Consider the following 10,949-nt stretch of genomic DNA (forward strand, 5'->3'; position numbering starts at 1 on the left):
CTTGACCGCGTGCTCGCGGCTCCTATACTGGCGCGAAGCCAGGGGAGCCGCAGCCTACCCGTTTTGCGCTCCTCTCGGCGCCGTACCCGCTCAACAAGATCGATAACCGGGAAAGAAGAGGAGACGTCATGGCTCACGATGCCGACGCCAACCGGGCCGCCAAGCGCTGGCTCTGGCTGCTGGTACTGCCGTTGATCGCGATGGTCTGGGTACCGTCGTACAGCAAGATCGAACCGCAGGTGTTCGGTTTTCCGTTTTTCTACTGGTACCAGCTGCTTTGGGTCTTCATCAGCGCGGTGATCACCGCGTTCGTGTACTTCAAGACCAAGAACGCGTGGAAGGCGAGCGGCCCGCAGGGAGGTGCACGATGAATCTCGGCGCAACCTTCGTCTTCGTCCTGCTGTTCATCGGCGTCACGATCATCGGTTTCCTGGCCGCGAACTGGCGGCGCGGCGATCTCGCCCATCTCGACGAGTGGGGCCTCGGCGGACGCCGCTTCGGCACGATCGTCACGTGGTTCCTGCTCGGCGGCGACCTCTATACGGCGTACACGTTCGTCGCGGTGCCCGCGCTCGTGTTCGGCGCCGGCGCGATGGGTTTCTTCGCGCTGCCCTATACGATCCTGATCTATCCGTTCGCGTTCGTCGTGTTCCCGAAGCTGTGGAGCATCGCGAAGCGGCACGGCTACGTGACGGCCGCCGACTTCGTCAACGCGCGCTACGGCAGCCGGATGCTCGCGCTCGCGATCGCGGTGACGGGCATCCTCGCGACGATGCCGTACATCGCGCTGCAGCTCGTCGGCATCGAAGTGGTGATCGGCGCGCTCGGTTTCGACACGACCGGCTTCGTCGGCGACCTGCCGCTGATCATCGCGTTCGCGATCCTCGCCGCGTACACGTACACGTCAGGCCTGCGCGCGCCCGCGATGATCGCGATCGTCAAGGACATCCTGATCTACATCACGATCGCCGCGGCGGTCATCGTGATCCCGGCGAAGCTCGGCGGCTTCGGACACATCTTCGCGAGCGTGCCGCCGGCCAAGCTGCTGCTGAAGGCGCCCGACGCGATGAGCCTGAACGGCTACAGCGCGTACGCGACACTCGCGATCGGCTCGGCGCTCGCGTTGTTCCTGTATCCGCACTCGGTCACGGCGATCCTGTCGTCGTCGTCCGGCAACTCGATCCGCCGCAACATGGCGATGCTGCCCGCGTACTCGTTCGTGCTCGGCCTGCTCGCGCTGCTCGGCTACATGGCGCTTGCGGCGGGCGTGAAGGACATGCCGCAGTACGCGCCTTACTTCAAGGCGTTCGGCCCGAACTTCGCGGTGCCCGCGCTGTTCCTCGAGTATTTCCCGTCGTGGTTCGTCGGCGTCGCGTTCGCGGCGATCGGCATCGGCGCGCTGGTGCCTGCGGCCATCATGTCGATCGCGGCCGCGAACCTGTACACGCGCAACATTCACCGCGAGTTCGTGAACCGCAACATGTCGCACGAGCAGGAGACGCACGTCGCGAAGCTTGTGTCGCTGATCGTGAAGGTCGGCGCGGTCGCGTTCATCCTCGGGCTGCCGCTGACCTATGCGATCCAGCTTCAACTGCTCGGCGGGATCTGGATCATCCAGACGCTCCCCGCGATCGTGCTCGGCCTCTACACGCGCGTGCTCGACCATCGCGGCCTGCTGGCCGGCTGGGCGGCCGGCATCGTGTGCGGCACGTGGATGGCGATTTCGCTGAAGCTGGCCGGATCGATCTTCACGATCCACCTGTTCGGTCTCGCGATTCCCGGCTACGCGGCCGTGTGGTCGCTGATCGTGAACCTGGTGGTGGCGGTGGTGGTGAGCGTGCTGGTGCGCGTGATGGGCATGGCGCATGCGGAGGATCGCACGCGGCCGGAGGACTATCTCGACGTCGTCGAAGGCTGAGGCGGACGACGCGCGGTAACGAAAACGCCCGCCACCGTGAGGTGGCGGGCGTTTTCCTGCGTCAGCCCTGCGCGCGTTTCGCGAGCTCCTCGCGCTGCGACAGGTCTTCGACGTTGACCATCCAGTGCACGCCGAAGCGATCCTTGGCCATCCCGAAGCCGAGCGCCCAGAACGTCTTGCCGAACGGCATCGTCACTTCGCCGCCGTCGGCGAGCGCATTGAACAGCTTCTGGCCTTCCTCGACCGTCTCCGGGTTCAGCGACAGCGAATAGCCGGCGTGCGCGGCGCCTGCCGGCTGGCTGCAGTCGCCGTCCGAGCACATGATCATCGAGTCGCCGATCGTGAAGCTCGCATGCATCACCTTGTCGCCCATCTCCGGTGCCATCGGGTAGTCGGGATTCGGCGGCGCGTCCTTGAAGTGCATCTTGAACATCGTCTTCGCACCGAGTGCCTTTTCGTAGAACTGAAGGGCTTCGTCGGCACGACCGTAGAACGTCAGGTACGGTTGAACTTGCATCGTTGTCTCCTGTGATGAGCCGGCCTGCGCATCTGCGCGGGTTCGGCGTCGAACAAGACTGACCGGGAAAAGGGGGGCATCGGGAGGCGGCCGCCGCACCCGTGACGTGGATTGTAGTGCGCGTGCTTGACGATGGAATGAAAAATAAAAACGGCCGCGAACATGACGTTCGCGGCCGTGTGCGTCGCGCTTGCCGACAGCTGCTGACGCGTATCGCGGCTCAGCGCAGCGAGTCGATCAGCTTCTCGAGCTTCACCGCATCGGCGGCGAATACGCGGATGCCTTCGGCGAGCTTTTCGGTTGCCATCGCGTCGTCGTTCAGCTGGAAGCGGAACGCTGCCTCGTCGATCGCGACGCGCGCGGCGGGCTTGTCGTGCAGCGCTTCCGGCGACAGCTTGCGCGTGACCGTCTCGTTGCTGTCCTGCAGCTTCTGCAGCAAATCGGGACTGATCGTCAGCAGGTCGCAGCCGGCGAGTTCGGTGATCTGGCTGGTCGTGCGGAAGCTCGCGCCCATCACTTCGGTCTTGTAGCCGAACGTCTTGTAGTACGTGTAGATGCGGCGCACCGACTGCACGCCCGGATCGTTCGCGCCGCCGTCCTTCTCTTCATTCCACTCCGCGCCGGCCTGCTTCTTGAACCAGTCGTAGATGCGGCCGACGAACGGCGAGATCAGCTGCGCGCCGGCTTCCGCGCAGGCGGCGGCCTGCACGAGCGAGAAAAGCAGGGTCATGTTGCACTTGATCCCGTCCTTCTGCAGCACTTCGGCCGCGCGGATGCCTTCCCACGTCGACGCGAGCTTGATCAGGATGCGCTCGCGGCCGATGCCGGCTGCTTCGTACAGCTTGATGAGCTCGCGGCCCTTGTCGATCGAGCGCTGGGTGTCGAACGACAGGCGCGCGTCGACCTCGGTCGACACGCGGCCCGGGATCAGCTTCAGGATCTCGGTGCCGAATGCGATCAGCAGGCGGTCGATGATGAAGTCGGTGCTTTCGTTGCGATGATCGCGGACGGTTTTCTCGAGGATCGGCTTGTACGCGTCCTTCTGGACGGCCTTCAGGATCAGCGAAGGGTTCGTGGTCGCGTCCTGCGGCTGGTATTGCGCAAGCTGCTGGAAATCGCCCGTGTCGGCGACGACGGTCGTGTACTGCTTCAGCTGGTCGAGTGCGGTAGTCATGGCGATTCGGAAGAAGGGCGCAAGGCGCCGGGTTCTCACGGGCCGCGCGAGCGCGGCGGCGAAGCGAAGCGGCGCCGGGCGCCGCTTCCAAGCCATCATTCTAGGCCCGATTCGCGTCGAGCACGTTTTGGCATGTCCGGCGAGCGCCGTGCCGCATTACGCGGGGCGGCGCGCGTTCAGGATCACCTGCGTGACGATCCCCGCGACGAGCCCCCAGAAGGCCGAGCCGATCGACAGCAGCGTGAGGCCCGACGCGGTGACCATGAACGTGACGAGTGCGGCTTCGCGCTGCTTCACGTCCTGCATCGCGTTCGCGAGGCCGCTCATGATCGAGCCGAACAACGCGAGCGCGGCGACCGACACGACGAGCGCCTTCGGCAGCGCCGCGAACAGCGCGGCGATCGTCGCGCCGAAGACGCCGGCGACCAGGTAGAACATGCCGCACCACACGGCGGCCGTGTAACGCTTCGCGTGATCCTCGTGCGCTTCCGGGCCCGTGCAGATCGCGGCCGTGATCGCCGCGAGGTTCACGCCGTGCGAGCCGAACGGCGCGAGCAGCAGCGATGCGAGGCCGGTGGTCGCGATCAGCGGCGACGACGGGGTCTGATAACCGTCCGCGCGCAGCACCGCGATGCCCGGCACGTTCTGCGACGCCATCGCGACGACGAACAGCGGAATGCCGATGCTGACGATCGACGCGATCGAGAACGCCGGCATCGTGAACACGGGCTTCGCGAACGCGATGTGAAAGCCGCTGAAGTCGAGCAGGCCGAGGCCGCCGGCCACCGCCGTGCCGACGATCAGCGTCGTCGGAATCGCATAGCGCGGCGCGAGCCGCTTGACGATCAGGTACGTGAAGAACATCGCGAGCACGAGCGCGGTCTGGAACTGCGCGGCGCGGAAGATCTCGATGCCGATCTCGAACAGGATGCCCGCGAGCAGGGCGGCGGCGATGCCGGCCGGAATCTTGCGCATCAGCGTGTCGAACAGCCCGCTCACGCCGACGGCCGTCAGCAGCACCGCGCAGACGACGAACGCGCCGATCGCCTCCGGGTAGGGCACGCCGGGCAGCGACGCGATCAGCAGCGCGGCGCCGGGCGTCGACCACGCGACGACGACGGGCGCGCGAAAACGCAGCGACAGGCCGATCGTCGTCAGCGCCATGCCGATCGACAGCGCCCAGATCCACGACGAGATCTGCGCATCGGTGAGGTGGGCGGCGCGGCCGGCCTGGAACATCAGCACGAGCGAGCTCGTGTAGCCGGTCATCATCGCGACGAAGCCGGCGACGAGCGCGGACACGGACGTATCGGCAAAAAAACGGCGGCCGCCGGCGCGGCTGGCGCTCGCGGTGGGCGAGGGGTTCATGCTATCTCCGGGGGGAGGCCGCTCGGAGGCGACCTTCGTGTCTTGGTGGGTGTCGTTACTTGCTGAGCGCGCGCATCGCGGTTTCGAGGCCCGCGAGCGTGAGCGGATACATGCGATGGCCGAGCAGGTCGCGGATCACCGCGACCGATTGCCGGTATTCCCATAGCCGCTCGGGCTCCGGGTTCAGCCATGCATGATGGGGGAACTGGTCGGCGAGGCGGCGCAGCCACACGGCGCCGGCTTCCGGGTTGTTGTATTCGACCGAGCCGCCGGGCTGCAGCACTTCGTACGGGCTCATCGTCGCGTCGCCGACGAAGATCAGCTTGTAGTCGGGCGTGAACTTGTGCAGCACGTCCCACGTCGCGGTGCGTTCCGAGTGGCGGCGGCGGTTGTTCTTCCACAGGTGGTCGTACACGCAGTTGTGGAAGTAGAAGAACTCCAGGTGCTTGAATTCGGCCTTCGCGGCCGAGAACAGCTCTTCGGTGCGCTTGATGTGATCGTCCATCGAGCCGCCGACGTCGAGCAGCATCAGCACCTTCACGTTGTTGTGGCGCTCGGGCACCATCCGCAGGTCGAGCCAGCCCGCGTTCGCGGCGGTGCTGCGGATCGTGCCGGGCAGGTCGAGCTCCTCGGCCGCGCCTTCGCGCGCGAAGCGGCGCAGCCGCCGCAGCGCGACCTTGATGTTGCGCGTGCCGATCTCGACGGAATCGTCGTAGTCGCGGTATGCGCGCGCCTCCCACACCTTGACCGCGGTGCGGTTGCCGTTCGACGGGCCGCCGATGCGCACGCCTTCCGGGTTGTAGCCGCCGTGCCCGAACGGCGACGTGCCGCCGGTGCCGATCCACTTGTTGCCGCCTTCGTGGCGCTCCTTCTGCTCGTCGAGCAGCGCCTTCAGGCGCTCCATCAGCTTGTCGAGCCCGCCCATCGCCTCGATCTGCGCCTTCTCCTCCGGCGACAGCTCGCGCTCGAGGCGCTTTTCGAGCCAGTCGAGCGGAATGTCGAACGCTTCGGACGGCAGCGCGGACACGCCGTGGAAATACGCGCCGAATGCCTGGTCGAACTTGTCGAAGTACTGCTCGTCCTTGACGAGCGTCATCCGTGCGAGGAAGTAGAACGCGTCGATCGACGGCGAGATCAGCCCGGCCTTCAGCGATTCGAGCAGCGTCAGGTATTCCTTCACCGAGACGGGCAGCTTGGCTGCGCGCAGCGCGTAGAAGAAATTGAGCAGCATGGCCGGGCCTTCGCGGGTGAGGGGGGATTACCGGTTGTGCCGGTTCATGTAGACGAGCCGCTCGAGCAGGCTCAGGTCCTGCTCGTTCTTCAGCAGCGCGCCCGCGAGCGGCGGCACGATCTGCTTCGCGTCCGCGCCGCGCAGCGCGTCGGCCGGGATGTTCTCGGCGAGCAGCAGCTTCAGCCAGTCGAGCAGCTCGGACGTCGACGGCTTCTTCTTCAGGCCCGATACGCCGCGCAATTCGAAGAAACTCTCGAGCGCCGCGCGCAGCAGCTCCTCGCGGATGTCGGGGAAGTGCACCGCGACGATCTTCTGCATCGTCGACGGGTCGGGGAACTGGATGTAGTGGAAGAAGCAGCGGCGCAGGAACGCGTCGGGCAGCTCCTTCTCGTTGTTCGACGTGATGATGACGAGCGGGCGGTGCTTCGCGCGGACCGTCTCGCGCGTCTCGTACACGTGGAATTCCATCCGGTCGAGCTCGCGCAGCAGGTCGTTCGGGAATTCGATGTCGGCCTTGTCGATCTCGTCGATCAGCAGCACGCTCGGGTGCTCGGCATCGAACGCCTGCCACAGCACGCCCTTGACGATGTAGTTCGAGATGTCCTTCACGCGCTCGTCGCCGAGCTGCGAATCGCGCAGCCGCGACACGGCGTCGTATTCGTACAGGCCCTGCTGCGCCTTGGTGGTCGACTTGATGTGCCACTGCAGCAGCGGCATGTCGAGCGCGGCGGCCACTTCCTCGGCGAGCATGGTCTTGCCGGTGCCGGGCTCGCCCTTGATCAGCAGCGGGCGTTGCAGCGTCAGCGCGGCATTGACCGCGAGCTTCAGATCGTCGGTGGCGACGTAGTGCGAGGACCCTTCGAAACGCATGGCGGCGCTCTTCTCAATCGCGAAAAAAACCCAGTATAAGTCAGAAGGGCTGTCCGGTTGGGCCGCGCCCGCGTATCGTTGCGGGACTGTGGCGGGGGCGCCTTGTGGACGGGTTCCCCGCCGACGCGGTACAATCTGGCCGTTTTTTTTGGCCTGCGTGGCGACCGACAAGCAAAACGGCGCGGGCCGTTGCCGCTTCGGCGCCAGTTTCCCCTCAAGCTAGGTTACAAGAGCTATGAACAAATTCGTCGGCAAACACGTCGTTGTCGCAGCGCTCGTGGCGCTCGCGGGCAGCGCGCAGGCGGCCGGTGTGGTCGGCAACCCGAAGGACGGGGCGAGCAAGGTCGCCATGTGCATCGGTTGCCACGGCATCCAGGACTACCGCGCGGCGTACCCGGAGGTCTACCGGGTGCCTGTCCTCGGCGGCCAGAACCAGCAATACCTCGAGAACGCGCTGAAGGCCTACCGCAAGAAGGATCGTCACTTCCCGTCGATGAATGCGATCGCCGGTTCGCTGACGGACCAGGACATCGCGGATCTGTCGGCGTACTACGCCGCCCAGAAGGCCGACTCGAAGGACAACCCCTACAAGTAAGCGCGCGCCGCCGATCTCTCGGCGGGACAGGAGCATTCATGAACAACGCATTCAAGACGGCGGCGGTTGCACTGGCGGCCGGCCTCGCGATCGGTACCGCGCACGCGGCGGACATCACGAAGGGCAAGGAACTGGTCGAATCGCACAACTGCGCGGCCTGCCACGGCGCGCAGATGAACAAGCCGATCAACGCCGAATATCCGCGCCTCGCCGGCCAGCACGCCGACTACCTCGTGTGGGCGATGCGCCAGTACCAGATGGGCCTGACGAATCCGCTGCTCGGTCGCAACAACGCGATCATGCAGGCACAGGTGCAGAGCCTGTCGGTCAGCGACATGAAGGACATCGCGGCCTACATCGAGTCGCTGAAAGAGACCGATCTCGTGTTCAAGAAGTAAGCGCGACGGGCCCGGCGGGCCCGCGCAGCAAGGATACCCCGCCCTGGCGGGGTATTTTTTTGCCCGCGCGCCGGCGCCCGCGGGGCGCCGCGGCGGCGCTCAGTCGCGCGATGCGCGGCGCAGGATGCGCTGCAGGTACGCGTCGGTATCGGGCGGCGTGTTCGTGCGCTGGGCTTCCCAGATCGTCTCGCCGAGGCATTCCATGATCACGTGCTGCGCGTCGTGGGTCGAGTCGAGCTTCGCCGCGAGCTTGTCGTGCGCGGCGCGGATGCCGGGCGGCTGGTCGATCGACAGCTGCTCGCTGATCGCGAGATGCATCGACAGGTGCAGGAACGGGTTCGTGCGGCCTTCCTCGGGCGTGTACTCGCGCGCGGTGGCGCCATCGGCGTCGGCGAGTTCGTCGTGGTATTCGGGATGCTCGACGATCCAGTCGGCTGCCATCGCTTCCAGTGGCGTCAGGATCTCGCCGGCGCGCTGCTTGCGCCAGGTCTCGGTGAAAAAGCGACGCACTTCGTCGCGGCTTGGATTGAACATGGTGGGGAAACGTCGTGATTCGGACGGCTGGATGCCGCGTCGCGCATTGTACGCCGGGTCGGCGGGCGGCGCAGGCGGCGGGTTTGGCGCGATCGCGTGGCCGCAGCGGCGGGGGTTCCGCGGGCCTTGCGGGTGAGCGGCGCGGGCCGGTGGCGTGCGCCGCCGGTGCCGGGTAACGGGTAAGCGTGTGGTAAGCGCGGGCTAGGCTCGCGGCCGCCGCGCCGTTACACTCCAACGCTTCCCGTCACCGCACCGTTCTCATCCGTTCCGTCATGACCGCCACCGCCCGCCCATCGTCCGCAGCCCTGCAGGGCACGCTCTACGTCGCGCTATCCGCCGCCGCGTTCGGCGCGATGGCGATCTTCGGCCGCTACGCGTATGCGGCCGGTGTCGACGTGCTCGGGCTGCTGATCGTGCGCTTCGCGATCGGCGGCGCGGTGCTCGCCGCGATCGCACGGCATCGCCGCGTCACGTGGCCGCGCGGGCGCGCGCTCGCGCCGCTCGTGGCGATGGGCGCGCTCGGCTACGTCGGGCAGTCGTTCTGCTACTTCAGCGCGCTGCAGCACGCGCAGGCGAGCCTTGTCGCGCTGCTGCTGTACCTGTATCCGGCCTTCGTCACGCTGCTGGCCGCGTGGTGGCTCGGCGAGCACCTCACGCGCGCGAAGGCCGTCGCACTGGTGCTGTGCGTCGCGGGTTCGGCGCTGATGGTCGGCGGCGGGCATGGCGAGCCGCTCGGGATCGCGCTCGCGCTGGCCGCCGCGGTGATCTATTCGCTGTACATCGTCGGCGGCACGAAGGCGACGCGCGGCGTCGATCCGCTCGCGACCACCGCGATCATCTGCCTGTCGGCGACCGCGACGCTCGTGGCGATCGCCGTCGTGCGGACCACGGCGTTCGGCGCGCCGCCGCGCTGGCCCGCGACGGCCGGCGGCTGGGCGTCGATGCTTGCGATCGCACTCGTGTCGACGGTCGCGGCGATGATCGCGTTCTTTGCGGGGCTCGAACGGCTTGGGGCCGCGCGCACGTCGATGCTGTCGACGCTCGAACCGGTCGTGACGGTCGCGCTGGCGGCGTTGCTGTTCGGCGAGGCGCTGTCGCCGCTGCAGTGGGCGGGCGGCGTCGCGATCCTGGCTGCCGTGCTGGCGCTGGTGCGCGCGGGCGGCGCGGCGGCCGACGATGCGACCGCGACCTCCAACGCATAGTCGGGAAGGGGAAAGCGGCGGCGCGGATGGCTACGCGCTGTCGCGGCCGCGGTTTGCCGGCGGAGGGCGGCCGGTGGGGCGTGCGTCGAGCGTCGGGCCGCATGGCGTCCGGCGGCTTGCGGCAGGCCGGCCGCGGTTGCGCGTCACTCGTTGGGCGGCGGGGTCTTCGGCCTGAATTCGCACAGCGGCTCGATCGCGCAATGCCAGCATTCGGGCTTGCGGGCCTTGCACACGTAGCGCCCGTGCAGGATCAGCCAGTGATGCGCGTCCTGCAGGAACTCCTTCGGCGTGAACTTCTCGAGCGCGGCCTCGACGGCGCGCACGTCCTTGCCCGGCGCGAGCCCCGTGCGGTTCGCGACGCGGAAGATGTGCGTGTCCACCGCGATCGTCGGCTGGCCGAACGCGGTGTTCAACACGACGTTCGCGGTCTTGCGGCCGACGCCAGGCAGGCCTTCCAGCGCTTCGCGATCGGCCGGCACCTCGCCGTCGTAGCGGTCGAGCAGGATCCGGCACGTCGCGACCACGTTCTTCGCCTTGGTCCGGTACAGGCCGATCGTCTTGATGTACTCGGTGACGCCTTCTTCGCCGAGTGCGACGATTTGTCGCGGGGTGTGCGCGACCGGAAACATCTTCCGCATCGCCTTGTTGACCGATACGTCGGTCGCCTGAGCGGACAGCATCACGGCGATCAGCAGCTCGAACGGCGTCGAGTATTCGAGCTCGGTGGTCGGATGCGGATTGAGGCTCTGCAGCGTTTCGTAGATCGCGCGTCGTTTGCTGGCGTTCATGGAGCGTTCTGGTCGGGCGGTGCGGACGGGCCGTCGTTGCCTGCGTCGTTTTCTTCGTCGTTGCCGCTCGCGGCCGCCGCTTCGGCGTCGCGTTGGGCCTGCTGTTCCGCGAGCCGCTTGCGGCGCGCCTCGGCGGCGTCGATCTGCGCCTGGACGGCCGCGCTCACGCCTTCGGTGTTCTTCGGCCCGGCACCTTGCCCGGACAGTTCTTCCTTCTTCTTGCGCGCACGCTCGAGCGCGGCGGCGATGATCGCGCGCTTCTTCGCTTCGGCGTCATCCGCAGCCGGTGCGGCGGATGGCGTTCCCGCGGAGGCCGCGGCCGGCTTCGCGGCGCTGGCCGCGCGGCGTGCGGCC

At 67.2% G+C, this 10,949-nt stretch carries 12 protein-coding genes and 1 pseudogene; 5 read left to right on the top strand and 8 right to left on the bottom strand.

Features of this window, described 5'->3' with window-relative positions:
* Window positions 1-128 precede the first annotated feature (128 nt).
* On the top strand, window positions 129-371 hold the full coding sequence (locus tag DPV74_RS16655) for a DUF3311 domain-containing protein (protein WP_027786798.1): 243 nt from the start codon (window positions 129-131) through the stop codon (window positions 369-371).
* Entirely contained in the window at window positions 368-1,918 is a 1,551-nt protein-coding gene (mctP, locus tag DPV74_RS16660) for a monocarboxylate uptake permease MctP (RefSeq protein WP_059697981.1), read from the top strand. The genes DPV74_RS16655 and mctP overlap by 4 nt, the downstream gene beginning before the upstream one ends.
* Before the next feature lie 61 nt (window positions 1,919-1,979).
* Here mctP and DPV74_RS16665 read toward each other — a convergent pair whose 3' ends face one another.
* The 5 genes from DPV74_RS16665 to DPV74_RS16685 form a co-directional block, all read right to left on the bottom strand.
* A complete protein-coding gene (locus tag DPV74_RS16665; RefSeq protein ID WP_027786800.1) occupies window positions 1,980-2,435 on the bottom strand; it encodes a VOC family protein in 456 nt (151 codons plus the stop codon).
* 220 nt (window positions 2,436-2,655) lie between these two features.
* Window positions 2,656-3,609 carry a transaldolase gene (gene tal, locus DPV74_RS16670; RefSeq protein WP_027786801.1) on the bottom strand — a complete coding sequence of 318 codons (954 nt, stop codon included), beginning with the start codon at window positions 3,607-3,609 and terminating at the stop codon, window positions 2,656-2,658.
* Window positions 3,610-3,765: 156 nt separating this feature from the next.
* Entirely contained in the window at window positions 3,766-4,977 is a 1,212-nt protein-coding gene (locus DPV74_RS16675) for a benzoate/H(+) symporter BenE family transporter (RefSeq protein ID WP_059697979.1), read from the bottom strand.
* Window positions 4,978-5,032: 55 nt separating this feature from the next.
* Entirely contained in the window at window positions 5,033-6,208 is a 1,176-nt protein-coding gene (locus DPV74_RS16680; protein WP_034190734.1) for a VWA domain-containing protein, read from the bottom strand.
* A gap of 27 nt (window positions 6,209-6,235) precedes the next feature.
* Window positions 6,236-7,078: a MoxR family ATPase gene (locus DPV74_RS16685; protein WP_021158556.1), complete on the bottom strand. Its 843-nt coding sequence runs from the start codon at window positions 7,076-7,078 to the stop codon at window positions 6,236-6,238.
* 235 nt (window positions 7,079-7,313) lie between these two features.
* Between DPV74_RS16685 and DPV74_RS16690 the strand changes: the two genes are divergently transcribed.
* Both DPV74_RS16690 and DPV74_RS16695 read left to right on the top strand, forming a co-directional pair.
* Window positions 7,314-7,673, top strand: coding sequence for a c-type cytochrome (locus DPV74_RS16690; RefSeq protein ID WP_021158557.1), 360 nt, complete (start codon window positions 7,314-7,316; stop codon window positions 7,671-7,673).
* A 38-nt stretch (window positions 7,674-7,711) separates the two neighbouring features.
* On the top strand, window positions 7,712-8,071 hold the full coding sequence (locus tag DPV74_RS16695) for a cytochrome c (protein ID WP_027786804.1): 360 nt from the start codon (window positions 7,712-7,714) through the stop codon (window positions 8,069-8,071).
* Between the two features lie 99 nt (window positions 8,072-8,170).
* Here the strand turns inward: DPV74_RS16695 and DPV74_RS16700 are convergent, their stop codons facing one another.
* Window positions 8,171-8,605 (bottom strand): DUF1841 family protein, encoded by a 435-nt coding sequence (locus tag DPV74_RS16700; protein ID WP_027786805.1) that lies wholly within the window; start codon window positions 8,603-8,605, stop codon window positions 8,171-8,173.
* A gap of 272 nt (window positions 8,606-8,877) precedes the next feature.
* Between DPV74_RS16700 and DPV74_RS16705 the strand changes: the two genes are divergently transcribed.
* A complete protein-coding gene (locus tag DPV74_RS16705) occupies window positions 8,878-9,807 on the top strand; it encodes a DMT family transporter (RefSeq protein WP_060085995.1) in 930 nt (309 codons plus the stop codon).
* Window positions 9,808-9,950: 143 nt separating this feature from the next.
* Here DPV74_RS16705 and nth read toward each other — a convergent pair whose 3' ends face one another.
* Window positions 9,951-10,595, bottom strand: coding sequence for an endonuclease III (nth, locus tag DPV74_RS16710; protein WP_119337592.1), 645 nt, complete (start codon window positions 10,593-10,595; stop codon window positions 9,951-9,953).
* A pseudogene (locus DPV74_RS16715) lies at window positions 10,592-10,949 on the bottom strand (electron transport complex subunit RsxB); the annotation flags it as partial. The pseudogene DPV74_RS16715 and the gene nth, both read right to left, overlap by 4 nt.

The sequence above is a fragment of the Burkholderia sp. HAN2018 genome (genome assembly GCF_024704855.1).
Taxonomy (GTDB): Bacteria; Pseudomonadota; Gammaproteobacteria; order Burkholderiales; family Burkholderiaceae; genus Burkholderia; species Burkholderia cepacia.

What these genes read in the sequence shown, in the direction of transcription:
- DPV74_RS16655 (WP_027786798.1), top strand. Translation starts at nt 129, where the DNA reads ATGGCTCACGATGCCGACGCCAACCGGGCCGCCAAGCGCTGGCTCTGG.
- mctP (WP_059697981.1), top strand. Translation starts at nt 368, where the DNA reads ATGAATCTCGGCGCAACCTTCGTCTTCGTCCTGCTGTTCATCGGCGTC.
- DPV74_RS16665 (WP_027786800.1), bottom strand. Translation starts at nt 2,435, where the DNA reads ATGCAAGTTCAACCGTACCTGACGTTCTACGGTCGTGCCGACGAAGCC.
- tal (WP_027786801.1), bottom strand. Translation starts at nt 3,609, where the DNA reads ATGACTACCGCACTCGACCAGCTGAAGCAGTACACGACCGTCGTCGCC.
- DPV74_RS16675 (WP_059697979.1), bottom strand. Translation starts at nt 4,977, where the DNA reads ATGAACCCCTCGCCCACCGCGAGCGCCAGCCGCGCCGGCGGCCGCCGT.
- DPV74_RS16680 (WP_034190734.1), bottom strand. Translation starts at nt 6,208, where the DNA reads ATGCTGCTCAATTTCTTCTACGCGCTGCGCGCAGCCAAGCTGCCCGTC.
- DPV74_RS16685 (WP_021158556.1), bottom strand. Translation starts at nt 7,078, where the DNA reads ATGCGTTTCGAAGGGTCCTCGCACTACGTCGCCACCGACGATCTGAAG.
- DPV74_RS16690 (WP_021158557.1), top strand. Translation starts at nt 7,314, where the DNA reads ATGAACAAATTCGTCGGCAAACACGTCGTTGTCGCAGCGCTCGTGGCG.
- DPV74_RS16695 (WP_027786804.1), top strand. Translation starts at nt 7,712, where the DNA reads ATGAACAACGCATTCAAGACGGCGGCGGTTGCACTGGCGGCCGGCCTC.
- DPV74_RS16700 (WP_027786805.1), bottom strand. Translation starts at nt 8,605, where the DNA reads ATGTTCAATCCAAGCCGCGACGAAGTGCGTCGCTTTTTCACCGAGACC.
- DPV74_RS16705 (WP_060085995.1), top strand. Translation starts at nt 8,878, where the DNA reads ATGACCGCCACCGCCCGCCCATCGTCCGCAGCCCTGCAGGGCACGCTC.
- nth (WP_119337592.1), bottom strand. Translation starts at nt 10,595, where the DNA reads ATGAACGCCAGCAAACGACGCGCGATCTACGAAACGCTGCAGAGCCTC.